General features: G+C 37.1%; 24 protein-coding genes. All 24 read left to right on the top strand.

What is annotated here, in order from left to right:
• Window position 1 precedes the first annotated feature (1 nt).
• The 24 genes from galU (at window position 2) to E7A03_RS09380 (ending at window position 24,781) form a co-directional block, all read left to right on the top strand.
• Window positions 2–865 carry a UTP--glucose-1-phosphate uridylyltransferase GalU gene (gene galU / locus E7A03_RS09495; RefSeq protein WP_004693334.1) on the top strand — a complete coding sequence of 288 codons (864 nt, stop codon included), beginning with the start codon at window positions 2–4 and terminating at the stop codon, window positions 863–865.
• Window positions 866–1,038: 173 nt separating this feature from the next.
• Entirely contained in the window at window positions 1,039–1,605 is a 567-nt protein-coding gene (locus E7A03_RS09490) for a hypothetical protein (protein WP_120054616.1), read from the top strand.
• An 8-nt stretch (window positions 1,606–1,613) separates the two neighbouring features.
• On the top strand, window positions 1,614–2,126 hold the full coding sequence (locus E7A03_RS09485) for a biotin transporter BioY (protein WP_004693338.1): 513 nt from the start codon (window positions 1,614–1,616) through the stop codon (window positions 2,124–2,126).
• Window positions 2,127–2,188: 62 nt separating this feature from the next.
• Window positions 2,189–3,295 carry an acetyl-CoA C-acyltransferase gene (locus tag E7A03_RS09480; RefSeq protein ID WP_316074077.1) on the top strand — a complete coding sequence of 369 codons (1,107 nt, stop codon included), beginning with the start codon at window positions 2,189–2,191 and terminating at the stop codon, window positions 3,293–3,295.
• 1 nt (window position 3,296) lies between these two features.
• A complete protein-coding gene (locus tag E7A03_RS09475) occupies window positions 3,297–4,592 on the top strand; it encodes an AMP-binding protein (RefSeq protein ID WP_316074076.1) in 1,296 nt (431 codons plus the stop codon).
• A gap of 27 nt (window positions 4,593–4,619) precedes the next feature.
• On the top strand, window positions 4,620–5,618 hold the full coding sequence (locus E7A03_RS09470; RefSeq protein ID WP_174892330.1) for a nucleoid-associated protein: 999 nt from the start codon (window positions 4,620–4,622) through the stop codon (window positions 5,616–5,618).
• An 81-nt stretch (window positions 5,619–5,699) separates the two neighbouring features.
• Window positions 5,700–6,191, top strand: coding sequence for a Cys-tRNA(Pro) deacylase (gene ybaK, locus E7A03_RS09465; protein WP_004697210.1), 492 nt, complete (start codon window positions 5,700–5,702; stop codon window positions 6,189–6,191).
• 9 nt (window positions 6,192–6,200) lie between these two features.
• Complete coding sequence (locus E7A03_RS09460; protein WP_316074070.1) at window positions 6,201–6,926, top strand: ribonuclease H family protein; 726 nt, start codon at window positions 6,201–6,203, stop codon at window positions 6,924–6,926.
• Between the two features lie 22 nt (window positions 6,927–6,948).
• Window positions 6,949–7,872, top strand: a complete 924-nt coding sequence (locus E7A03_RS09455; RefSeq protein WP_316074068.1) for an NAD-dependent epimerase/dehydratase family protein — start codon at window positions 6,949–6,951, stop codon at window positions 7,870–7,872.
• 20 nt (window positions 7,873–7,892) lie between these two features.
• Entirely contained in the window at window positions 7,893–8,171 is a 279-nt protein-coding gene (locus tag E7A03_RS09450; protein WP_008600612.1) for a DUF1294 domain-containing protein, read from the top strand.
• Window positions 8,172–8,254: 83 nt separating this feature from the next.
• The gene (locus E7A03_RS09445) at window positions 8,255–9,691 is read left to right on the top strand and encodes a glucose-6-phosphate isomerase (protein WP_316074067.1); all 1,437 of its coding nucleotides are present in this window, start codon (window positions 8,255–8,257) and stop codon (window positions 9,689–9,691) included.
• 9 nt (window positions 9,692–9,700) lie between these two features.
• Complete coding sequence (gene galE, locus E7A03_RS09440; protein ID WP_316074065.1) at window positions 9,701–10,690, top strand: UDP-glucose 4-epimerase GalE; 990 nt, start codon at window positions 9,701–9,703, stop codon at window positions 10,688–10,690.
• Between the two features lie 125 nt (window positions 10,691–10,815).
• Complete coding sequence (locus E7A03_RS09435) at window positions 10,816–11,664, top strand: hypothetical protein (RefSeq protein ID WP_316074063.1); 849 nt, start codon at window positions 10,816–10,818, stop codon at window positions 11,662–11,664.
• Window positions 11,646–12,944: a type II secretion system protein GspD gene (locus tag E7A03_RS09430; protein ID WP_316074062.1), complete on the top strand. Its 1,299-nt coding sequence runs from the start codon at window positions 11,646–11,648 to the stop codon at window positions 12,942–12,944. Before E7A03_RS09435 ends, E7A03_RS09430 begins: the two co-directional genes overlap by 19 nt.
• 28 nt (window positions 12,945–12,972) lie before the next feature.
• Window positions 12,973–14,892 (top strand): ABC-F family ATP-binding cassette domain-containing protein, encoded by a 1,920-nt coding sequence (locus E7A03_RS09425; protein WP_316074060.1) that lies wholly within the window; start codon window positions 12,973–12,975, stop codon window positions 14,890–14,892.
• A gap of 120 nt (window positions 14,893–15,012) precedes the next feature.
• A complete protein-coding gene (locus E7A03_RS09420) occupies window positions 15,013–16,161 on the top strand; it encodes an ABC transporter substrate-binding protein (RefSeq protein ID WP_118091540.1) in 1,149 nt (382 codons plus the stop codon).
• Between the two features lie 16 nt (window positions 16,162–16,177).
• Window positions 16,178–17,059 (top strand): branched-chain amino acid ABC transporter permease, encoded by an 882-nt coding sequence (locus tag E7A03_RS09415; protein WP_316074059.1) that lies wholly within the window; start codon window positions 16,178–16,180, stop codon window positions 17,057–17,059.
• Window positions 17,059–18,072, top strand: coding sequence for a branched-chain amino acid ABC transporter permease (locus E7A03_RS09410; protein WP_024061205.1), 1,014 nt, complete (start codon window positions 17,059–17,061; stop codon window positions 18,070–18,072). Before E7A03_RS09415 ends, E7A03_RS09410 begins: the two co-directional genes overlap by 1 nt.
• 11 nt (window positions 18,073–18,083) lie before the next feature.
• Window positions 18,084–18,845 (top strand): ABC transporter ATP-binding protein, encoded by a 762-nt coding sequence (locus E7A03_RS09405; RefSeq protein ID WP_058948426.1) that lies wholly within the window; start codon window positions 18,084–18,086, stop codon window positions 18,843–18,845.
• Between the two features lies 1 nt (window position 18,846).
• Window positions 18,847–19,557 carry an ABC transporter ATP-binding protein gene (locus E7A03_RS09400; RefSeq protein WP_004697319.1) on the top strand — a complete coding sequence of 237 codons (711 nt, stop codon included), beginning with the start codon at window positions 18,847–18,849 and terminating at the stop codon, window positions 19,555–19,557.
• Window positions 19,558–19,964: 407 nt separating this feature from the next.
• Window positions 19,965–20,708, top strand: coding sequence for a polysaccharide biosynthesis/export family protein (locus tag E7A03_RS09395; protein ID WP_316074058.1), 744 nt, complete (start codon window positions 19,965–19,967; stop codon window positions 20,706–20,708).
• A gap of 37 nt (window positions 20,709–20,745) precedes the next feature.
• The gene (locus E7A03_RS09390; protein WP_004693378.1) at window positions 20,746–22,572 is read left to right on the top strand and encodes a polysaccharide biosynthesis protein; all 1,827 of its coding nucleotides are present in this window, start codon (window positions 20,746–20,748) and stop codon (window positions 22,570–22,572) included.
• Between the two features lie 150 nt (window positions 22,573–22,722).
• A complete protein-coding gene (locus E7A03_RS09385; RefSeq protein ID WP_316074057.1) occupies window positions 22,723–24,168 on the top strand; it encodes a GumC family protein in 1,446 nt (481 codons plus the stop codon).
• A gap of 1 nt (window position 24,169) precedes the next feature.
• The gene (locus E7A03_RS09380; RefSeq protein WP_316074056.1) at window positions 24,170–24,781 is read left to right on the top strand and encodes a CpsD/CapB family tyrosine-protein kinase; all 612 of its coding nucleotides are present in this window, start codon (window positions 24,170–24,172) and stop codon (window positions 24,779–24,781) included.
• The last annotated feature ends 27 nt before the right edge of the window (window positions 24,782–24,808 follow it).

Genomic DNA, 24,808 nt, shown 5'->3' with positions numbered 1-24,808 from the left:
TATGCAACGCATTAGAAAAGCTGTAATTCCAGCAGCTGGTTTTGGTACACGTTTCTTACCAGCTACCAAGGCACAACCAAAAGAAATGCTTCCTATTGTCGATACACCTGCTATCCAATACATTGTAAAAGAAGCTTTAGATTCTGGGATTGAAGAAATTCTAATTATTACAGGTCGTAATAAACGTGCTATTGAGGACCATTTTGATAGTAGTGTTGAATTAGAATTGTTATTACAAAGTCAAGGTAAAAATAAACCATTGGCTATGATCAAGGATTTGGCGGACATTAAAGTTCACTTTATTCGTCAAAAAGCACCTCGTGGACTTGGTGATGCTGTATTGTGTGCAAAAGCATTTATTGGTGATGAGCCATTTGCAGTATTACTTGGTGATGATATTGTTTACAATCCAGAAAATCCATGCTTAAAACAGTTGATTGATTGCTATAATGAGCATCCTGGTATTATTTTAGGCGCTCAATTTGTACCGGAAGATAAAGTTAGTTCTTATGGTATTGTATCTGGTGAAGCATTGGCTGATAATTTATATCGCGTTGATAACTTGGTGGAAAAACCTAAGAAAGAGGATGCTCCATCTCGACTCGCTGTATTAGGTCGTTATATTTTAACACCAGATATTTTTAATATCTTAGAAGCTACTAAGCCTGGTGTAGGTAATGAAGTCCAATTAACTGATGCATTGGCAGCCTCTAAAACGGATACGTATGCATTAGCATATGAAGGTATTCGCTACGATACAGGGGATAAATTGGGCTATTTAAAAGCCACTGTTGAGTATGCATTGCGCAACGAAGAATTGGGTGAAAGCTTTAAAGCTTACCTAAAGGAATTAGATCTAAAATAGATAATCTATGAGACTTCCATGTGAGGGGCCTATGATATATGTCATAGGCTCTTTTTGTTTATAGTTTCAAACTCATTTGATATTTGTTAACATATGAACAATTCCTTTTGTTGACGAATGAAATAATGTTGATTATAATCAAGATATTGAATAAATAAAAGGACTGTGATTATATGAGAACATTATTTAAAGCATTATGTAATAATGATTTGAACCTACCGGGACATAGCGTTATTAAACATATGCATTATGATTCCTCAGGTAGTGATAGAACCGTATGTGAAATTGTATCGAAAGTAGCAAAAACCACCACAATTGGTATTATGGATACGTCTGGCTTCTTAATGGTCGATTTACGACCAGTGCCAAAACAATTTAATATTCGTTCTACTATAAATCAACAGGGAACAGATGGTGCTATATCTTTTTCTAAGGAAGAGGTTATACGATTTGTAAATGATATTAATGATACGAATTCCATCCATCGTGAGAATCCTTATGTTGTTCCTGGCTGCATGATTTTAGAAACGATGTGGGATTTTTGGAATATTAGTAAATCTGCTCTGCAAATGGCGATTTATTTTCATGCACCAGTTATTGCAGATGACAAGGTAACTTTGGTGGAATATCCTGAAGATGCTCATGTAGAAGGTTACATTGGTGATACATTGGCATTTTCGGCTACGTTTTTCGGTGAAAATGAAGATTCATCATCTTTGAAACAAAGATGTATTAGTTAGAGGTAATTATGGAAACAAGACGTTTAACAAAAATGGCTTTATTAACAGCCTTATTATGTATTTCAGCATATATTTCTTTCCCATTGCCATTTAGTCCCGCTATGGTAACGGCTTTGACTTTGGTAGCCACATTAATCGGCTTATTGTTACAGCCTAAGGATGCACTTATCGTATTTATCATTTATATTTTGCTTGGTGCAGTTGGGTTACCAGTATTTGTTGGCGGTACGGCTGGCCTTGGCAAATTGTTGGGACCAACAGGTGGCTTTATTTTTTCTTGGCCAGTTGCATATACATTACTAAGTATATTTAAAGGTTCTAAAAAAAGCTTTTTCTCTTATGCCTGGCGATCTCTTGTGATTACCATTCCTGTAGTGTACCTTTTTGGTGTAGCAGGTTTTATGATTGTTACAAAAACAGAACTTTGGGCGGCCTTGCCTGTAGTCATGTTTCCATTTATTCCTGGAGATATCGTAAAATGTCTGGTTGCTTCTTGGTTAGCAACTAAAGTTAAAATTTAGAATACAATTAAAGTGGCATTCTGCGGGATGCCTCTTTTTTACTTTTAATAGAAGGAGTATATATGTCAGTATATATTCATGGTGGGCTTAGAAGTCCTATCGGCGTTTTAAATGGACAATATAAACATATGAGACCCGAGATTTTAGGCTCTCAAGTAATTGATGAAATAATTAATCGTTATACTATTTCACATATAGATGGAATCTTCTGTGGTAATGCAGTTGGTACCGGTGGTAACCTTGGCCGTCTCATGGGTCTTATGTGTAATTTACCAAATTCTGTGCCTGCTATTACCGTTGATATGCAATGTGCCTCAGCTTTGATGAGTATTGAGATCGCCTATGCACATATTTTGTCTGGTATTATGGATTCCGCTATTGCAGGCGGTATTGAAAGTTCGTCGTTACAGCCAGAGCGAGTGTATGCATCAGGGGATGATCGAAAAGGAACCTATAAGGTAGCTCAATTTACGCCCCAAGATCAATCGCCTTTAGCCATGCTCGAAGGGGCTGAGCGGACTATCCATAAACACAATGTAACAAAGGAAGATTTATATCCACATATTATTGGCAGTCATCAAAGAGCATCAGCTGCTTTAGATAACCCATATTTACAGTCATATAATATACCTATTACTATAGATGGTAAAAGATGTATAGATGAATGTATTCGACCTACGATGAACGAGAAACTCTTGTCTAGGATGAAACCTTTGTTGGGAGCTGACTCTATTACAAATGCAGGCAATGCGTGTTTAACTCATGATGGAGCGGCCTTTGTATATTTATCTAATAAAAAAGGTCCTTTTAAAATTTATAGCGTTAAACCTTGGGCAGGAAATCCTCAGTTTAGTCCGGAGGGCGCTCTTGAAAGTACAGAAGGCATTTTAAAACGTACAGGTTTAACTATGGATGATATTGATGTGGTGGAATGGAATGAAGCTTTTGCCATCATTGATGTTCTTTTTAACAAGGCGTACCCTAATCACATTAAAAAATATAACATGCTTGGAGGTGCCTTAGCTTATGGACATCCCTATGGATGTTCTGGTGCCATATTAGTGCTTCACTGTATGGCTGCTTTAGAATCTTGTGGTGGTCGCTATGGTTTATGTGCTATTGCTGGTGCAGGGGGCACAGGTACGGCTTTAATTATGGAACGCATGTAATATGACAATTATTGAACGCTTACAACAGCATAAAGATTTAGAGCCCCATAAAATGGCTTTAATCGTAGATGACATACAATATACATATGGTGAACTATATGATGCTATTCTATCGGTCGGTATTAATAATACAAGTCGCATTGTAAATCTTACTCAGTCTAAAAAGACATTAAATACTAAGATTCTTTTAATTCAGGAACTGTCGTTTGTTGAACAACTTACACAGTGGCTTGGGGCATTACATAAAGGTAATATTCCTATGGTATGTCACAATGAGATGGATACGGCTTATGTAGATGAGCTAGCTCGTGTTATAGCCTATGAAGGTGTACCGCCATTAGCTGATTTTGGGGTACTTACATCGGGGACTACGGGACAACCAAAGCCTTTGTGGAGACGAGAAATATCTTGGCGCAATTTTTTTGATATTCAAAATGATATTTTTCATACAAACAAAGATACTAAAATCTTTTTACAGGGAAGCTTTAGTTTCACAGGTGTTAGCAATATGGTCATTGCCTCTTTATGGGCTGGAGGGACTGTTGTTACAACGAGTTCCTTGCGTCCTAGTAGATGGATGCAGCTTATAGAGGAATACAATGTAGACCATATATATGCATTACCAACGAAACTACGATTATTGGTTCGACATTGTAAAAGTAAATTATCATCCATTAAATACATCATTGCAGGATCTCAAGTTCTGGATCGACAATTAATGGAACAGTTACAACATATATGCCCTGATATGGAGTTTATCTTGTACTATGGTGCATCAGAGCTTAACTATATAACGTATTGCACTGGTAAAGAATGGTTAGCGCGAGAAGGTACGGTAGGGAGACCATTTCCAACCGTGAAAATCGCAGAGAATGATAATGTCATTTATGTGACAACAAATTATCGTATTGAAGGGATTCCCAATACGTATACTGTAAATGATTGTGGATACATTGATAGTGACGGGTATCTTATGTTTAATGGGAGAGCAGGTGACGTAATCAATAAAGGGGGATATAAAATTTCTATCCCAGAGATGGAATTGTATTTACAATCCTTACAAGGGGTTTCCGAGGTTGCTATTATCGATATTGCTGATGAGATACGAGGGGAAGACTATGTAGTTTATATGGTGCTAGATGGTGAGGTTAGATTGAGTGAAGTTATAGAACTTATTCATAATAAAAGACCTCCTGTAGAGTGGCCAAAAGCTATAATAGAAGTTCCTATGTTACCCCTTACGGAATGCTCAAAAGTTGATAAACGAAAGTTAAAAGAGTGGTATAATAAAGGGTGAACATTTTTTGTACTACAAGGAGGCATCATGCAGATTAATAAGGCGGCGCTAGAGATTTTCGACTTTACGTCCTCGTTAGCTGTATATTCTGAACATGAATTAAAGGTTGGGGATCAAGCTATACAAGATTATATAGCAAATCATGTAGTTAAGGCTTTCAAAGATCCAGGGGCTAGAACCGGAACCTTACATGATGCGAGTCCTGTAGGTAAACAATTAGTAGACTATAAAAATGGAGTGCTTAAGTTTATTGATTTATCTAAGAATGTAGGTGAAAGCTTGTTTACATACATGAAACAAGCTACGGATTCCGTTGTTATTGATACGATTATTTGTGAAGCCGTTACGGATACGTCCTATGTTTGTATTCTTCTGTGCCAAGCTCATGATGCTTTTACCCATCAACTATTCAGTGAAGATGATGGTACATTGGCTACGGAGCTCGTTTCTCATAAGGCAGTATTACCTATGCCGTCACAAAAATTACGGGCCTTTGCATCTATTAATCTCAATGATTTTAGTGTTCGTGTTTTTGAACCTAAAGGTGAATTTGATGGTGAGGTATCTTATATCTTAGCAGATAAGGTCTTGCAATTAGGGACTAATCAATCCTCGCGAGATACGGTGAGAAAGGTAAAAGCTATCGTAGATAAGGTGGCTCAAGCTCATGAGTCTGATGGCGTTGTTGAGTTGACAACGGCTAAATCTATGATTGCTAAAAATGCAGAAGTATCAGATACCGTTGATCCTGTTCGTATTGTAGAAGAGGTATTTAAAGCGAATCCTATTCAACAAGAGGCGGCAAAGAAAGAATTAGCTGATGCGGATATGCTGCGTCCTTTGCCAGTAAATCGTGAGTTTGCCACGAAGGTTGGAGAGCATCATAAGATTAAAACAGATACAGGTATTGAGATTTCATTTCCTGTAGAATATATGAAAAATCGTGAGTTTATTGAGATAAAAACTAATGATGATGGTACTTTGCGTATTGAATTAAAAAATATTAATAAAATCGTAAATAAATAGTGATGAAAAATTATATTTGTCTATAGAAATATATTATGTAATGATTAAATTTATTTGCTATGCTAGTATATGGAGGTTATGATGAGTAAAGAGAAACATAAAAAAACAAACGCATTACGTATTTTAGATACTCATAAGATACCTTATAGTATTAGCGAATATGAGTGGTCTGAAGAGCGTGCTGCTGGCCTTCATGTAGTAGAAGCATTAAAACTCGATGAGAAACAAGTCTTTAAAACATTAGTTGGCAAAGGTGACAAAACTGGATATGTAGTATTCTGTATTCCTGTGGCTGAAGAGTTAGATATGAAACAGGCAGCACGTGTTAGTCATAATAAGTCTGTAGAGCTTGTTCATGTTAAGGATTTGTTAAGTATTACAGGTTATTTGCGCGGTGGATGTTCTCCAGTAGGCATGAAAAAAGCATTCCCTACCTATTTTGATGCTACTATGGAACCCCAAAAGTTTGTATATGTAAGCGCAGGTTTACGCGGTATGCAAATGAAGGTAAATCCAAAGGATTTGGCATCTGTTGTAAATGCTGAATTTGTTGAACTGACAATGGACCATTAAGGGGGACGTATGGCAAAAAAGTTTTATGCTGTTCGTCAGGGCCGTGTACCAGGAGTTTACACTACATGGTCTGACTGTGAGAAACAAGTAAAGGGCTATGGTGGTGCTATCTACAAATCATTTTCGACAGAAGTAGAAGCACGTGCTTTTGTAGAGAATTCAGGTTTGTCTTTAAGTGATTTTATGAGCGCTAAAAAGAGTGAACTTAAATTGCCACAAGAAGTGAAGTTTAAATCTATAAATTCTAGGCCTATAGGTTCTAGTTCTAGTATTCAAGGTAAAGTATCAGCAAGTGTTGTGAAACCAGATTTTACTATTCCAAACTATATGGTTGCGTATATCGATGGTAGTTATAATAAAGAGACTAATACTGTTGGTGCAGGTGGGGTTATCTTTTTGAATGGCAAGAGGAAAACTTTTTCTTTTCCCTCTACTGATGAACGATATACATCGTTTTGGAATGTAGCTGGCGAGTTGTTGGCTGCTATGCATGTTATGAAATATGCTGTTGATAATGGAATTTCTGAATGCTCACTTTACTATGATTATATGGGCATAGAAATGTGGGCTACTAAGAGATGGAAACGTAATAATGAGCTAACCAAAGAGTATTCAGCATTTTATGATTCTATAAAAAATCATGTGCGAGTATACTTTCACAAGGTGGCTGCTCATACAGGCGATACATATAATGAAATAGCTGATGCACTAGCAAAACAAGGTGCAGGTATTTAAAGATATTAGAAGGGAGGGCGCTATGAATATATGTGTTACTGGTGGGGCCGGATTTATTGGGTCCCATTTAGTTGATAGATTAATTGAATTAGGGCACGATGTACTCGTTATAGATGATTTATCTACAGGTATGCGCTCCTTTGTACATGAAGATGCTCGATTTATTGAGATGGATGTACGAGATCCAAAATTACTATCTGTATTTGAAGAGTTTAAGCCGTCTATCGTATTTCATGAAGCGGCACAAACAATGGTTCAATCCTCCATGGAGAACCCAAGTTATGACTGTGATGTAAATCTAATAGGGCTTATTAATGTTCTCGATGCTTGTCGTAAAGTGAAAGTTGAACAATTTTTAATGCCTTCATCAGCTGCTGTATATGGTGACTTGGCAGTATTGCCATTGACTGAAGACTTGAGTGGAATGCCTTCGTCTTTTTACGGCTTGACAAAGCTTACTGCAGAAGGTTATTTGCGTATTTATCATGAAGCTTTTGGATTAAATACAGTATGCTTTAGATATGCTAATGTATATGGACCACGTCAAGGTGATGGCGGTGAAGGTGGCGTTATCAGTATTTTCAACCGCTTGATTGTCGAAGGGCAACCATTAACTGTATTTGGTGATGGTGAGCAAACTAGAGATTTCATTTATGTAGATGATGTGGTAGATGCTAATATTAAGGCTATGGAGAATGGTCAATGCACAGGTATTTATAATGTATCTACCAATATGGGAACATCTGTGAATGAGTTGATTACGCGATTCCGGTCTATTAGTGGGATAGATTTTATGGTTTATTATGAAAATGAACGTATAGGGGATATTAAACATTCGCGCTTAAGTAATGTGAAAGCTGAACGTGATTTTGGTTTTATTGCCACTACAACATTAGAAGCTGGTTTACAAAAGACATTGGAATATTTTAAAGCTCATCATAAGTAAGAAAAATAAGGTTTGGGGATATGAGTGATACGCAATTTTGGGTGACCGTAGGTATTTGGAATCTTATCGTATTTAGTCTGTATGGATATGATAAATTATGTGCCATTAATGGATATGATCGAATTTCAGAGTTTACATTATTATTTTTAGCGTTTGCCTTTGGGGGTGTTGGTGCTTTATTAGGCATGGTCCTATGGCGTCATAAGACATTAAAAATTAAATTTAAATTAGCTATTCCTTTTGCATTACTTTGGTCTGTATATGCAGTTGGATTCGGTTATGGTTTGTGGGTAAAATGATTGTATAAACTAATATTTTATTCATTCTTTTATGGTATAATAAAAGAATATTGTACATAAAATGTCAGTGAAGGAGATATTTGATGTTGCGATTACAATCAGGTTTTGAGTTAGATTATGCTAATATATATAATGAAAGTTGCATACAAGAACGTGATGTGAATAATTTTGAACGGGCTATACAAAATGTATGGCGTCATACAAATATTTTGCGTTCTACAGGCTTCGAAGAAGGTCATGTTTCTAAAGATGGTTTACCTGAACCTGTGTTGTTTTACCAACTTCCATATATTTCAGAAGATGGTATCAATACACCAGATATGTTAGAGCGGCTTTACGAATTACGTGACTATGCACGCCATAATATTGATACAGTTGTATCCGTAGGTATTGGGGGCTCCTATTTGGGGAGCAAAGTTATTTTTGATGTGCAGTGTGGAGCATTTTGGAATAACTACAGTGCAGAGGAACGCGACGGCTATCCTAGGATGTACTTTGCAGGCTTTAATGTGGATGGTGATTACTTAGTAGGGCTAATTCGTACGATAGAGTGTCAAGCTCAGAAAAAAGGTCCTGATTATAAGGTGATGCTCGTTATTAATTCTAAGTCTGGATCTACCATTGAACCAATGGCTAACTTCATGATTTTGGAGAAGGCTTTACAAGATCGTAATATTAACTACGAAGTGATAGCTGTTACAGATGTATCTGATGATGAACATCCTACGATTCTACGATCTATGGCGATAGAAAATAATTGGAAGACCTATAGCATTCCTTATGGTGTAGGTGGTCGTTTCTCTGTATTTACAGAAGTTGGTTTTGTAACAGCCGCTCTTGTAGGATTTGATATTGAAGGATTCTTAGCTGGTGCTGCATCTATGGATGCAGCATGTCAAGAAGAAGACATTTTTAAAAATCCAGGCCTTTTAAGTGCATTATTGAAATATATTGCATCTGAACGATATGGTCGTATTATAGAGGTGTTTATGCCTTATAGTGAAGCACTCCACTCATTATCTGATTGGTATGTGCAGCTCTTATCCGAGTCTCTTGGAAAAATGAGTAATACTTGTCTACCATATGGCCGTACGCCAGTTGCTGCAGTAGGTACTATGGATATGCATGCTCAAGTTCAAGAGCATCAAGAGGGGCGCCTAAATAAGGTAGTTCAATTTATTAAGGTTAAAGACTGGAAACATAATCTCATTGTTCCAGATTCCTATAGTCAATATGAACGTTTACACTCTCTATCTGATGTAGGCATTTGTGATATTTTAAACATTGCTTTAGATGCTAATAGAGAAGCCTTGTCTAGTGACAATCGTTTTAACATGACTATAACTGTACCAACATTAAACGCATTCCATTTAGGAGAAATTATGTTTATGCATTGTTGGGCCGTTTATTTTGAGTCTATTTTTGCGGGTGTTGATGCTTTTGATCAACCAGGGGTAGAGGTTTATAAGCGTCTCATCGGGCCCAAATTGGCTCGAGCAAAGGAAGTACATAATTCATGAGGGGGAACTATGAATATTTTAGTAACAGGTGGTGCTGGTTATATTGGGAGTCATACTGTACGTGCTTTACAACAAGCAGGATATACACCAATTATTGTAGATAATTTATCTCGTGGGCATGTAGAATCTATTCCTGAGGGGGTAAAGTTCTACAATATGGATATTGCTGATCCTAAACTAGTAGGTATTATGAAAGAACATAACATCCTAGGTGTAATGCATTTTGCTGCTCACTCACAAGTTGGTGAATCCATGCAAAATCCAGCTATTTATTATGAAAATAATGTAGTTGGTTCTTATCACCTTATTGAGTCTGCTCGTACCGCAGGTATAAAGCATTTTGTATTTTCTAGTACGGCTGCTGTGTATGGTGAGCCTAAGGTAGTTCCTATTTGTGAGGATGCTCAGCTACAACCAACAAATGTATATGGTCGCACTAAATTGATGATAGAAAAAATGTTATCTGATTATAGTTCGATTTATGGTTCTACATATGTTGCGTTGCGTTATTTCAATGCGGCCGGTGCGGATCCGTCTGGTATGATTGGAGAAGACCATCATCCTGAAACTCATTTGATTCCACTTGTGTTAGATGCGGCTCGCGGTAAAAGAGAGCATATAACTGTATTTGGGACTGATTATGATACAGCTGATGGCACATGTGTACGCGACTATATTCATGTCAATGATTTAGCAGCTGCTCACGTATTGGCTATGGACTACTTGCGTAAAGGCGGAGAATCTCAAGTATTTAATCTTGGTAGTGGTAATGGATTCTCTGTAAAGGAAATCATCGAGACTGCAAAAGAGGTTACGGGTATCGATATTTCTGTTCAATATGGTGATCGCCGTGCTGGTGATCCAGGAACATTAATTGCTTCCTCTGAAAAAATCAAAAATTTACTTGGTTGGGATCCTAAATTTAGTAATGTTGCTGATGTTATCAAAGATGCATGGCATTGGCATACCTCTCATCCAGATGGATTTAATAGTAAATAAAGAACGAATTGTTTTGATTTGTCAATATAATGAATGACTCTATTAGTCACCTTGGTGACTGGTAGAGTCATTTTTTTGTAGGATTTTAAAAGAGCCTCCTAGAATATGTCAGCAGGAGGTGGATTATGAACTTACAAGACTATATAGAACGTATGAAAATGTGGATTGATAAGCAGCATTTTATTATGCGCCACTATAAGTTTGCACTTGGTATTTTCTTTATCATTACGGTTGCCCTTTTAGGCATTGGTATTTTTTATCCACATGAGGAGAAAAATGTTCATATTAGTTTAGATCAATCTAATGGTAGAGATGCTAATCAAATTGAACGAGGCTCAGAAAAATTATCAAAAGAAACAACACATGATAATAGAAATGGGAAAGGAAAGAACTATTTTAAAGATGAAAGTGATATAAAAAATGTAAAGGATAGAGAGGTAAAAAGCGATGTTCATGGACGATTATTATATGATATTACCGGTGTTGAGCGAGCAAATCCTTGGCGAGAGGTTTTTAAAGATATTCCTATAGATGAATTACTTGGTCAGAATAAGATAACTAAAGATAGTAATGGCAATTTCGTTGATATAAATAATGATTTACATGAGTCAGATGATTCAATGAAGACTTTTGAGAAAAAGGTAGATGAAAGTCGTAGAAATGAAAAATATCAACAAATAAGAAATAATAAAAAGCATAGTGGTAATTATATTGAATTAAAAGCTAAAGATATTAGTGCTAGACGAGTTGAATCTAGTATACAACCTTCTATAAGTAATCCTATCAAACAACATCCCATAGAGCTTATAGGTATTATTGAGGGACAACAGAATATTGCTATTTTACGAAAAGGTACAGAGGAACAAATGGTTAGTATAGGAAGTGTGTGGAAAGAAATATCAGTATCTAAGATAACTGCAAGTGGTGTAGAAATTATTGAAGGAGGTTCATCACGGTGGCTAAAAATCGATTAAGCTTTATAGGTCTAAAATGTATAGATAAGATTATAGTGACAGTTATATTGCAAATAAGCTTATGGATGGTCGTAATGCTTGTAACTCCCTTCATGGTATTTGCTAATGGTACTGATAGGATAACTACTAGTAGTTCTGAAAACATTGTAAATAGTGGTGAAGTAGCTAAAAATGAAAAAAATATTGAGAACAAACTCATAACGATTTCTGTACGCAATGCATCCTTAAAGGAAACCGTTTTAGGAATTTGTCGTAGTTACGGTATATCTGTTATTGGTGTAGAGTCGTTAAAAGGGACTGTTACGGCCACTGTAACGGGAGAATCCCCAGAAGGGATTATTAATGAATTAGGTAAGTTATATCATTTCTCCGTATTGAAGGAGCATAACACACTTCTTATTGATTCTGATGATGAAACACTTGAAAAAAGAGAACTATATGTTATATCACCTGAACATTTACCGGCTGAGTCTTTGAAAAATGTGGTAGGCACAGTGGTAAAAAATGATAAAATGGCAGTGCTTTCAGAACAAAATGAAGTAATTATGCATTTGACGAGCGGAGAAAAGCGACGTGTAGAAACCTTAGTACGTGCTATCGACAAGGAACCAAAACAAGTGCAATTGGAAGCTACCATCATTGCCATGGAACAATCTTATGCAAAAGAACAGGGTTTTCGATGGTCTTGGCTCAGCTTAACTGGACATGGAGAAGACAAAACACATTCCTATGGCGCTGTTACTTTTGGTAAAACACCGACTGGGGAAGCCTATAAGTTCTTTGTAAAGCCAGAGCTAAGTCTTATGGAAAGCTCAGGTAAGGCCGTTTTAATTGCAAAACCATCTATCATGGCTCTCAATGGTGAGACTGCGCATATCTTGATAGGTGAAAGAATACCTGTTATAGAAGAGTCAGAAGTGAATGGCGAACGAAAGCGTTCTACTCGTTATGAAGAGGTGGGCATTAAGTTGAATTACACTCCTATCATTACCGCTGATGGTGGTGTAGATGCTAAAATACATGCAGAAGTGAGTACACCTATTATGGTATCTGAAATGAAAGCCTACAAAATAAGCACACGTCAAGCACATACAAGAGTACGATTACAACCAGGAGAAGTGCTAGTTATTGGTGGACTCATGGATAATCGAGATCAACATCAAATACAAAAAATACCTATTTTGGGAGATATCCCTTTGTTAGGAAAATTATTCCGTCATAGTCGAAAAACAAAAGATTCTATAGAAATGTTAATGTTAGTGAGGGCAACTGTGGTATAATGAAGAGTAAATGATTAGGAGGTTGTGAATGGAACGCATTCGAATGATAGACCTTGGAAAATCATTTGGGGTGCGCCAAGTATTTTCCAATGTGTCTTTTGAGATAAAAGAAGGGGATCGACTCGCATTGGTAGGCCCTAATGGGGCTGGGAAATCTACCTTGTTAAAGTGCATATTAGGCTATGAAGAACTCGATGAAGGTAATGTAGTCAAGTCGCCTGTTGCTAGTATTGGCTATTTACAACAAGATGTAAATCTTGGAGATGATAGCCTTGCTACGGAAATCGAAAAAGCTTGGGCTGATGTTCATGCATTGGAAAAACAATTAAAAGAGCTCACTAGTCGCTTGGAAACCGAAGAGGCTAGCGAATCGGATTTACAACGCTTAGATTATTTACAGAATCGTCTAGAATGGCTAGGTGGCTATGACTACGAGCAAAAGACAAAGCGCATAGTCTATGGTCTTGGTTTTACTGATGATGACTTAGATAAGCCGGCTAATGCTTTTTCAGGTGGTCAAAAAACGCGTATCAATTTAGCTAAAGCGTTAGTACGTAGTCCTGATTTTTTATTCTTAGACGAACCGACTAACCATTTAGATATGGATATGCTGGAGTGGTTAGAGGGGTACTTATCTGCCTATCAAGGTGGTATTCTCATTGTCAGCCATGATAGATATTTTCTAGATCGTATCGTCACAGGTGTTGTGGAGTTAGATAATCACAAAGCCACAACCTATCGTGGTAACTATAGTCGCTATATTCAACAACGTGATGAACGTTTAAAGGCTGATATGGTGGCCTATGAAAAACAGCAGGAGTATATTAAGAAAACAGAGGCTTATATAGATAAATACCGCGCTGGTATCAAGTCTAAAATGGCTCGTGGTCGTCAGTCTCAACTAAATCGATTAGAGCGGCTAGAGGCACCTGTTACTTCACATCATTTACAATTTTCTTTTCCTCCTGCTGCGATGAGTGCTGATAAGGTTTTAGTATTAGATCACTTATCTGTCGGATATGGTGAAAGTTGTATTATTGATGATATCTCTCTTGTTGTTCGACGAGGTGAATCAGTAGCGCTTATTGGACCTAATGGCGCGGGTAAGTCTACACTGGTGAAAACCATTGTAGGAGAACTATTTCCTGAAGTTGGTCATGTGGATATTGGCAATCGCGTACAAGTCGGTTACTTCTCACAAGAACACGAAGAATTGCATGATTCTTGGCAGGTAGTGGAAGAGATCATGAATCACTTTAACTACAGCGAGGATAAGGCTCGTAATGTGCTGGGGGCTTTCCTGTTTAAAGGGGACGATGTATTTAAGCTAGTAGGTGAATTATCTGGTGGTGAGCGCGCTCGTTTAGCTTTGCTTAAATTATTTCTTCAAGGAGATAATTTTCTAATTTTAGATGAACCGACAAACCATTTAGATATTCCTACACGAGAAATTGTAGAGGAAGCATTGCAACAATTTGAAGGGACTTGTTTTATTATTTCTCATGATAGATACTTCTTGGATCAAGTTTCTACAAAAACAGTAATTCTAGATGAAGGTAAAATTACAGAGTATCTCGGTAATTATTCATACTATAAGGAAAAGCTGAAAGAGCAAGAAGATTTATTAGCATTGGCTAATGAGAAAAACTCTGATAGCAGTAAGCGTGATAGTAAAGCTACTCCTACTAATGAGTCAATGCTTTCAGCATCAGAAACTATAGAGGAAAATCAGAAGAAGCCAAATGCTTATATGGTAGAAAAACAATTAGCTGAGGTAGAAGCTGAAATTGCTCGTTTAGAGGCGACGATGAAGATGTATGAAGTGCAATTAGCGAATCCTGTAGTACAACAAGATTTAGATGAAATGTCTAAAATTTCCATACAAATTGAAGAGACTCAAACTGAGTTGGATTCATTATATGAGAAGTGGGAACGGCTATGTGAATAGCTTTTTAATGTATATATTATTAAGGAATTAAAATCATTTTCTTTTAATTGACAAAAGATTGAAATTTCTCATAATATAGGTATAGAATCAAAGTTTTATGTTTTAAAGGAAGGGTGTAACATGAATAAATCCATGTTAAAAAAAGCAGTCATTTTTGGCCTTGCTGGTGTAATGGCAGTTGCTGCTGGTTGTGGCAGTAATAAAGATGCAGGTAATGCAAATAGCAATGAAGCTAAAATCGCATTGTTGACAACAACAACTGGTGGTGCAGCCGCATATGGTGAGTCCATTAAAGCTGGTGCAGAATTGGCAGTAAGCGAAATTAACGCTGATGCAAATGCTGTAAAAATTAACTTATTAGTAGAAGATACTAAAGGTGATAAAAACGAAGCAATTAATGCAATGAATAAAGTAATTTCTAAGGATAAAGTTGTAGCTGTTATCGGCCCAATGTTATCTGGTGAAATGATGGCAGCTGGTCCTGTAGCAAACAAAAGTAAAATCGTAGCTCTTGGTACATCTACAACTGCTGAAGGTATTACAGATATCGGCGATTACATTTTCCGTAATGCTGTACCTGAATCCTTGGCAGTAGATACTGCAATTAAAGAAGCACATAAAACTTTAGGCTTCAAAACTGCAGCTATTATGTACTCCAACAATAATGACCAAATGGTATCTGTAAATAATACAGCTCGTAAAGCATTGGAATCTGAAGGCGTACAAATCGTTGATACTGAAACATTTGCAGATAAAGATACTGATTTCTCTGCACAATTAACTAAGATTCAACAAGCAAAACCTGATGTTATCGTAGTTGCTTCTCTTTACCAAGAAGGCGCATTAATCATGAAAAAAATGCGTGAAATGGGTATGAATCAACCTGTAGTTGGTTCCAATGGCTTTAACAGCCCTGAATTCATTAAAATTGCAGGTGCTGCAGCTGATGGCGTTATCGTAGGTACACCTTGGTTCCCTAACAAAGACGATCAAAAGGTAAAAGATTTCCGTAAAGCTTATAAAGATAAATACGGTAAAGAACCAGACCAATTCGCAGCTCAAGCTTATGATGCGGTATACCTCTATGAAGCAGCTTTGAAAAAAGCAGGTTCCACTACAGATCGTGAAAAATTCCGAGAAGCTTTGAAAAATATTGCTGACTTTGTTGGTGTAACTGGTCAATTCAAGTTCAACGAAAAACGCGACCCTTCCATGGAAGTTCAAGTTTTACAAATTAAAAACGGTCAATTTGACGCATTAAAAAAATAAAAGTTGAGGTAGTATAGTGTTTTTACAACAATTAGTTAACGGGTTAACCCTCGGTAGCTTATATGCTGTACTCGCTATTGGCTTAACACTTGTGTTTGGCGTTTTAAATATCATCAACATGGCACACGGAGGCATCTTTATGATAGGTGCCTTCGTTGGTCTTTTTATGGTAACTGTTTTTGACGTTAACATTTTTGTAGCCCTTATCGTAGCTATGGCTATCGGTGCTATCCTTGGTTATCTTTTAGAATTTGTGGCGCTTCGTCCACTTCGTAAGAAAAAGGTGTCTCACTTGGCACCACTTATTAGTACCATTGGTGTTTCTATTTTCCTTGAAAGTTTGGCATTATTGCTTTGGGGCCCTCAAACTAGATCGTTCCCACCAGACTATATTGGTGGCCTAATCGACTTTGGAGCTTTCAAAATTTCCATGGTACAAATTATTGGCTTAGGCGTTTCTATTGTTTTAATGCTGATTCTTAATATAGTTATTAAGAAAACTAAGATTGGTAAGGCTATTCGCGCTGTATCTATGAGTACGGAAACAGCAGCTCTCTTGGGTATTAATCCAACAATGATTATATCTGTTACAGTTATGATTGCATCTGCTTTAGGTGCTGCTGCAGGCGTGTTGGTAGGCTTGTCCTTTAATGCTATTGAGCCTACGATGGGGGTTATTATAGGCTTTAAAGGCCTTGCAGTACTTATCTTAGGTGGCCTTGGTAATATTACAGGTGCCATGGTTGGCGGCTTCATTTTAGGCGTAGCAGAAATCTTCTCTGTTGCATATGGCGCATCTACATTCCGTGATGCTGTGGCCTTTGGTCTCATCATCCTATTATTATTCTGGCGCCCACAAGGCTTGTTTGGATCTAAAGATAAAGGGGGGAGACCATAATGGATTTATTGAACCCGTATTATCTACAGATCGTGATGTTTTTCATCATCAATGCCATCATGGGTATTTCAATTTATTTCACACTTGCAAGTGGTCAGCTTTCTTTAGGGGCTGCTGGCTTTATGAGCGTTGGTGCATATGTAGGCGCTATCCTTTCTTTGAAAGCTGATTTGCCTATCGTTTTAGGCATTATCATTGGTGGTTTAGTTGCTAGCCTTGTAGCCGTTATTATCGGTTTACCAACAACACGTCTTCGCGGATTATATCTTGCCATTGCTACTCTTGGTTTTGGCGAAGTTGTGCGTGTTATTTTCTTGAATTTGGATATTACTAATGGTGCATTAGGCCTTTCTGGTATTCCATCCATTCCTCAAGAATTAACAAACTTAGCCTATGAACTTGATATCGATGGTTTAATGGGCATTGATGCTGTTGCATGGGGCAATCTAATGGCTATCATTATTTTGTTAGCTATTTTAGTATTGATTATTGCCTTTTGTGTACGAATCAATAATAGTCGTGTGGGCCGTGCCTTTGCAGCGATTAAGGCTGATGATCATGCAGCAGAATTGATGGGGATTAACGTTGTATACTATAAGATGATGGCCTTTATCATTGGTGCTTTCATCGCTGGTATTGGCGGTGGTTTGTATGCGCATATTACAAACTTTATAAATCCTACAGACTTTAGCTACCATAAGGTAGTTCAAATCTTATTATTCCCTGTATTTGGTGGTTCTAATGTAGTATGGGGCTCAGTATTAGGTTCCTTTATTCTTACATTATTGCCAGAAGTATTGCGCTTCTTATCCGATTATCGGGACATCATCTACGGTGCATTACTCGTTATTTTGATGGCAGTTCGCCCAGATGGTATTCTGACAGAATCGATGGTAGACAAAATTAGTCGCAAATTAGGCTTTAAAAAGGCTCCATATATTCCTGAATCACAAGTGTTGACAGAACGTTTTGAAGCATATAAACGCAAACAACAAGAAGAAAAACAAGGATAGGAGGGAACTGAATGCTATTAGAATTAAATGACGTAAGTAAAAGCTTTGGTGGCGTTGCAGCCCTCACAGGAGTATCTTTTGGCGTTAAACAAGGTGAAGTATTTGGTGTTATTGGTCCAAATGGTGCTGGTAAGACGACACTGTTCAACTTGATTACAGGTGTATTCCCAGTAAGTTCGGGCGAAATTGTTTTTGATGGTATGTCTGCTGTAGGGATTAAGCCTCATAGAACTGTTGAAATGGGTATTGCTCGTACATTCCAAAATATTCGTCTCTTTGGCAATATGACAGCTCTTGAAACTGTATTAACCGGTATGCATTGTCGCACTGGCTCTGGATTCCTATCTAGCTTCTTGAAAACAAAACGTCAACGTATTGAAGAAGAACGTTGCCGTGGTATTGCCTATGAGTTTTTAAAGCTTGTAGGGCTTGAAGAAGATGCGGAAGAGGTTGCCACATCATTACCGTATGGTAAGCAACGTCGTCTTGAAATTGCCCGTGCCTTAGCGACACATCCTCAGTTAATCTTGCTTGATGAACCGGCAGCCGGTATGAATGATAGTGAAACTGAAGTTTTGCGTCAATTGATTGGCAAGATTCGTGATCTAGGTATTACCGTTGTGGTTATTGAACATGCCATGGAATTGATGATGAATATCTGTGATCGTTTGGTAGTACTTAACTTTGGCAAGAAAATTGCCGAAGGTACACCTCAAGAAATTCAAAATAATGAAGCTGTAATTGAAGCATACTTAGGTAAAGAAGAGGTGTAATATGTTAAAACTAGAAAATATTGTGGCTGGTTATGGACATATTACAGCCCTAAAAGATATAAGCCTAGAGGTTCCACAAGGTTCGATTGTATCTCTTATTGGTGCTAATGGTGCTGGTAAGACTACTACGATGAAGACTATTATGGGACTTGTAAAACCCACATCTGGTCGAGTGATTTTTGAAGGTCAAGATATTACGAGTCGTCAAACTCATCAAGTTGTACAGAATGGTATCTCTTTAGTTCCTGAAGGGCGTCAAATACTACAAGATATGAGTGTTTATGAGAACCTTGAAATGGGTGCTTATACACGTAAAGATAAAGAAATCGAAGCAGATATCAAAAAGGTATTTAAACGATTCCCTATTCTTGATGAACGAAGCTATCAATTGGGTGGTACTTTATCTGGTGGTCAACAGCAAATGCTAGCTATTGGCCGTGCACTTATGGCTCGTCCAAAGTTGTTATTACTAGACGAACCATCTATGGGGCTTGCGCCTTTAGTAGTAAATGAGATTTTTGAAACCATTAAAGAAATTAGTGCCGATGGAACAACAGTTCTTTTAGTAGAACAAAATGTACGTCAAGCATTGAAGATTGCTGATTATGCGTATGTTTTAGAGACTGGTAAAATGGTATTATCTGGATCTGCTGATGAAGTTCGCCATAATCCTCGTGTTATGGAAGCTTATTTAGGCGGTCGTGTTGAATAAGTAATTATATAAAGCGATTATTATTGTCAAAACTTTGAATAAGGTGTATATACTAGATTTCTAGTATATACACCTTATTTTTTATCACTAATTCTGATAGAAATAGCAGCACTATGTGAGCTGATAATGAAGTGAGTTTATAAATTTTTTATTATTTTTAAGATAATCAATAATAAATCTAGTGAATTAAGAATGAAAAAAGCAAATAATAATTAATGAACATATATTGAAAATACTGTATTTTTAGGGAATTGTTGTTGAAGATTATATGAAGTTCGCCTGGAAGATACTAGATTTGTAGAAGTATATTTAAAAAAATGATAAAATAGCATGACTGATTTTTTAGATATAAGATACATCAATAATTAAGTGATGAATTAAATAAGTTGAATAAAAAAGAGGTAAGTATGAAGAAGAAACAGTATATGATGATGGCTACATTCTTATGTACTACAACAATGGCTATGGCTGCACCAGTTAATATAAATACTAATCAGCCTTATAATGCTAAGAATGTACAAATGGAAGGCCATGCACCATTGGAAAATAGTGCATCTGTAATTAGCTCTGATAAAGAATATCGTCTGCGTCAAGGCGATGAACTGAATATTCAAGTGGTTCAGCAGGCAGAGCTTGGTACGCGTAATGGTAATGACATTGTGTATACCGTCAGACCAGATGGATATGTATCGTTTCCTATGGTTGGTGCTGTAAAAGCAGATGACTTAACTGTAGATGAATTTACAGCTGAATTACAGCAAGGTTTGTCTCGTTATATCATTAATCCTGATATCACAGTAAATGTATCGAAATTGGGCGGTGTTCGCGTATATGTATTTGGTGAAATTAATAAGCCTGGCGCCTATACGTTGACTAAATCTAGTACAGTTATTGATGCGATTGGGGCTGCAGGTAGTTTTAACTGGGATACAGCAAAGAAGAAAATTTACTTGATTCATCAAGATAATCCAGAGAAACCGATTCCTATCAATTTGAATCGTATTTTACAAACTGGAGATATGTCTGAAAACTACATCATGCGTGAAGGTGATATTCTTTACTTAACTAAGAATAGTCGTATCAACTTTGCTCGTGATATTGCTCCAATCTTAACAGGGGCTTATATGGTATCACGAATAGGTAAGGATTAAAGATAAGGCGATATCTATCATATAAGGGGGCGTTTTTTTGCGTTCATATTTATTACCATCCATATTGTTTATTACCGATATTGTGACGATTGTAATCGTTGCTTTTATCAGTCTTTTTATTCGATTTGATGGACACATAGAACCTCAATATATTAATCAAATGGTGGATGCACTTCCGTTATTACTTATTTCGTATATGTTGATGTTCTTGATAATGCATTTATATACACGTATTTGGCGCTATGCAGGGATGCGAGAGGTATTAGCAGTATTTGTAGCGACTACAATTGGTACGGCTTTATTCTATTCCTCTATGTTTGTATTTGGTAAGTCATTACCACGTTCTGTCTATTTTATTACATGGTTCCTCACTACAGGTGCTGTAGGTATGGGACGTATGTTGCTTCATTATGTGGCACTTCACTATAGCAGTGGGGATGATGGTGAAAGTGGCCAAGTGAATACATTGATCATAGGCGCCGGTGATGCAGGTGCAACTATAGCTCGTGAAATTGAACGATATCATAAGCGTTCTCGTCGAGTGATTGGTTATGTTGATGATGACATGTTTAAACATAATCGTCTTATGAATGGTTTTAGAATTCTCGGTAATCGTGAAGATATTCCAGCATTAGTTGCTAAATATAAGGTAGAAGAAATTATTATTGCCATGCCTTCCGTGAAGCGAGATATTATTCAAGAAATCATGGAAATCTGTTCTCCCTTAAAATGTAAAATCAATATTTTACCGGGGATGTATCAATTACTTGATGATGAAGTTCTTGTATCTCATTTACATCCTGTTTCAATCGAGGACTTGTTGGAGCGTGATGAGATTCAGCTCGACACGTCCAAGGTTGAAACATATCTTAAGGATAAAGTGGTTTTAGTTACTGGTGCAGGGGGCTCTATTGGTTCTGAAATTTGTCGTCAAGTTTTACGTGTAAAGCCTAAAAAGCTATTGCTTCTAGGTCATGGTGAAAATAGTATTTATCTTATTCATCAAGAATTGCGCAATATTGCGCCCCAAGATACCTTGGTTCCAATCATTGCAGATATTCGCGATAAGAATCAATTAGAACAAATTTTCAAAAACTATAATCCTGATGTAGTATTTCATGCGGCAGCTCACAAACATGTGCCTCTTATGGAAATCCAGCCAATTGCTGCGGTATTAAATAATATTTATGGTACTCGTAATGTTGCGGATGTAGCCGGAGCTCATGGGGTAGATCGATTTGTTATGATTTCCACGGATAAAGCGGTGAATCCAACTAGCGTTATGGGCGCTACAAAACGGGTTGCTGAAAAAGTTGTACTTGGTATGAATCACACATATGATACTAAGTTTATAACAGTTCGTTTTGGTAATGTACTTGGTAGCCGTGGTTCGGTTATTCCTTTATTCCGTAAACAAATTGAAGCAGGTGGTCCTGTAACCGTTACAGATCCAGAAATGACACGTTATTTCATGACTATTCCTGAAGCCAGTCAATTAGTACTTCAAGCTGGTGCCATGGGGAATGGAGGAGAAGTGTTCCTTTTGGATATGGGTGAACCGGTTAAAATTGTCGATTTGGCTAAGAATATGATTCGCCTTTCTGGCTTTGAGCCTAATAAGGATATTCGTATTGAATTTACTGGCTTACGTCCAGGTGAAAAGTTATATGAAGAACTATTAACTGCCGGAGAAGGTACGAATACTACTACGCATAAGAAAATTTTTGAAGCAGCTCTAGAAGATGTTGATCAAGAATGGCTGAGTCGTGAAATAGAGCGCTTTGATACATGTAAAACCGATATAGATGTGATTAATGTATTGCAGGATATCATTCCTACATACGATCCAAATCATAATGTATAGGTCGTGGATGATACATTTATTACCCGATATATGTATAAGACTATTTTAATTTTGATACATTGTGCCTTTATTGAGAGGGTTAGGTACAGTTAATATTCTAAGTGGGAGAGACCCTGTTGTTTGTATACTTTTACAGAAAGGGGTATATGGGTGGAACAAATTATTGATTTAAAAGAGGTAGGCAGAGTCCTCATTAAAAAGCGCAGTAAAATTATTAATATTACGGTAGCATGTATGGTTTTAGGTGGTGCGTATGCCTTTCTTGCACCATCTACATATCAATCTACATCGATGTTGCGCATTAAACAAGCTCAAGGTTTGAGAAATTCTGTATTATCTAGTGCTAATGCCTATTCTGATTCTATGTCTCGTCAATTGATGAACACAGATGCAGAAATTTTAAAAAGTCGTAATGTAGTAGAGCCAGTAATTACTGCTATAGAAGATCCTGAAGGTACCGGTAATGCGCCAACATATGAAGATTTTGTTAAAACTCGCATTGAAACTAAACCGTATAAAGAAACCGAGTTATTACAAGTAAGCGTAACTGGTAAGAGCCCTGAGCAAGCACAAGAAGCTAATCAATTACTTATTGATACCTTCTTGAAACGTCTTGCCGAAATTTCTCATGTTGAACAACGAACTACTCGTGAATTCTTACAAAAACGCGTTGTTACTGCAAAATTTGAATTAGAGCAAGCAGAAAATAAATTGCAACAATTCCAAGTAGATAATAAGGTGTACTCTACAGCTGATCAGATGAAAGGCTTAACTGATAAGATTACTCTAATTGATCGTGAGAAGGCTCAAAATCAACTCGATTTAGAAACGGCACAAGCTGCACTTGGCAGTATCAATGAGCAATTAGGTTCTGCAGGTAAAAGCATCGCTGATAGTGCTACGGTTCAAGCCTACAAGGGTCAGTTAGCAGATTTAGAATCTCGTAAAGCTTCTTATATTGGTAAATATACTGATGAACATCCTGCGATGAAAGAAATTAATCAACAAATTGAAGAAGCTAAAAGTGGTCTAAATGCTGAAATCAACGCTATTGCCTCTCAACAAGCACCTTCAAGCAACTCTGCACAACAAGGATTGCTAGCGGATAAGTTCAAAAATGAAGCTGCGTTAGCTGTAGCTCAAGGTAAACAATCTACATTAGCTGAGTTAGATAAAGCAAACGAAGAAGCTATAAAGGGATTACCTGAAAAAGAACGCGGTTATATCCAAGCAAAACGTGATGTAGATGTGGCACAAGATATCTATCAAATGCTATCCACTCGCTTAGAAGAAGCGAAGGTAGCAGAGGTTATGGTACCAAATGAAGTTCAAATCGTAGATGCTCCAACATTACCAGAAAAAGCAATTGCGCCGCGTAAAGTACTTATTTTATTAGGCGCTGCCATTTTAGGGGTCCTCTTTGGTTGTCTCTATACATTGGTCCAATTCTTCGGTAATCGCAAAGTCCAATCTGTACAAGAGATTAATGACATCCTTGGCATTCAAAACTTGGGCGTGATTCCAAATCATAAAGAAGTAGAATACGAAGAGCCTAGTAATCGTTTCGTAGCATTGTTGCGCAAAGTGAGAGGTTAATATGATTAGACTAATTTCTAATGAACGTGGTGATACACCACTTGTGGAAGCATACCGTACATTGCGTAGCAATCTTCAATATGTATGTAACCAATATAAGTATAAGCTTATTTGTATTACTGCAGCCACTAGTTGTGAAGGCACTTCTGAGGTGGCTGCTAATACTGCATTAGCTTTATCTAAAAATAATAATAAAGTTCTTCTAGTAGATGGTAATCTACGTAATCCAACACAACATATAGCCTTTAATGTACAAAATAAGGGCCTTACAAATGCGGTGGTGATGGATGAAGATTTGACGATTCATCGTAATGTAGTGCCTCATTTGGATGTTCTTACGGCGGGTGAAGTTGTTGAATATCCATCTGATATTGTAGATTCTAGCAAATTACCTGCGATTTTTGAGTATGTACGTGATGAATATGATGTGATTATCATAGATACACCACCCGTATTGTCTGTTACAGATGCGGTTGTATTGGCAGAAAAATCAGATGGTGTTGTGTTAGTTGTTAAAAATGAAGTAGCTAGTCCAAAAGATTTGATTGAAGCTAAGAAACGGCTTTCACAAGTAGGTATTTCTCTTTTAGGATCTATCGTAATTGATGCTTAATATAACTGTTTTAATCAGTATTCTATG

Origin of the sequence: Veillonella parvula (assembly GCF_032472435.1) — a bacterium.
GTDB classification, from domain to species: Bacteria; Bacillota; Negativicutes; order Veillonellales; family Veillonellaceae; genus Veillonella; species Veillonella parvula_N.
Note: the sequence above shows the minus strand (reverse complement) of the source record. Positions and strands in the feature narration are given on the sequence as shown.

Bases quoted from the DNA above. Each gene is read 5' to 3' on its own strand.
- galU (WP_004693334.1), top strand. From the start codon at position 2: ATGCAACGCATTAGAAAAGCTGTAATTCCAGCAGCTGGTTTTGGTACA.
- E7A03_RS09490 (WP_120054616.1), top strand. From the start codon at position 1,039: ATGAGAACATTATTTAAAGCATTATGTAATAATGATTTGAACCTACCG.
- E7A03_RS09485 (WP_004693338.1), top strand. From the start codon at position 1,614: ATGGAAACAAGACGTTTAACAAAAATGGCTTTATTAACAGCCTTATTA.
- E7A03_RS09480 (WP_316074077.1), top strand. From the start codon at position 2,189: ATGTCAGTATATATTCATGGTGGGCTTAGAAGTCCTATCGGCGTTTTA.
- E7A03_RS09475 (WP_316074076.1), top strand. From the start codon at position 3,297: ATGACAATTATTGAACGCTTACAACAGCATAAAGATTTAGAGCCCCAT.
- E7A03_RS09470 (WP_174892330.1), top strand. From the start codon at position 4,620: ATGCAGATTAATAAGGCGGCGCTAGAGATTTTCGACTTTACGTCCTCG.
- ybaK (WP_004697210.1), top strand. From the start codon at position 5,700: ATGAGTAAAGAGAAACATAAAAAAACAAACGCATTACGTATTTTAGAT.
- E7A03_RS09460 (WP_316074070.1), top strand. From the start codon at position 6,201: ATGGCAAAAAAGTTTTATGCTGTTCGTCAGGGCCGTGTACCAGGAGTT.
- E7A03_RS09455 (WP_316074068.1), top strand. From the start codon at position 6,949: ATGAATATATGTGTTACTGGTGGGGCCGGATTTATTGGGTCCCATTTA.
- E7A03_RS09450 (WP_008600612.1), top strand. From the start codon at position 7,893: ATGAGTGATACGCAATTTTGGGTGACCGTAGGTATTTGGAATCTTATC.
- E7A03_RS09445 (WP_316074067.1), top strand. From the start codon at position 8,255: ATGTTGCGATTACAATCAGGTTTTGAGTTAGATTATGCTAATATATAT.
- galE (WP_316074065.1), top strand. From the start codon at position 9,701: ATGAATATTTTAGTAACAGGTGGTGCTGGTTATATTGGGAGTCATACT.
- E7A03_RS09435 (WP_316074063.1), top strand. From the start codon at position 10,816: ATGAACTTACAAGACTATATAGAACGTATGAAAATGTGGATTGATAAG.
- E7A03_RS09425 (WP_316074060.1), top strand. From the start codon at position 12,973: ATGGAACGCATTCGAATGATAGACCTTGGAAAATCATTTGGGGTGCGC.
- E7A03_RS09420 (WP_118091540.1), top strand. From the start codon at position 15,013: ATGAATAAATCCATGTTAAAAAAAGCAGTCATTTTTGGCCTTGCTGGT.
- E7A03_RS09410 (WP_024061205.1), top strand. From the start codon at position 17,059: ATGGATTTATTGAACCCGTATTATCTACAGATCGTGATGTTTTTCATC.
- E7A03_RS09405 (WP_058948426.1), top strand. From the start codon at position 18,084: ATGCTATTAGAATTAAATGACGTAAGTAAAAGCTTTGGTGGCGTTGCA.
- E7A03_RS09400 (WP_004697319.1), top strand. From the start codon at position 18,847: ATGTTAAAACTAGAAAATATTGTGGCTGGTTATGGACATATTACAGCC.
- E7A03_RS09395 (WP_316074058.1), top strand. From the start codon at position 19,965: ATGAAGAAGAAACAGTATATGATGATGGCTACATTCTTATGTACTACA.
- E7A03_RS09380 (WP_316074056.1), top strand. From the start codon at position 24,170: ATGATTAGACTAATTTCTAATGAACGTGGTGATACACCACTTGTGGAA.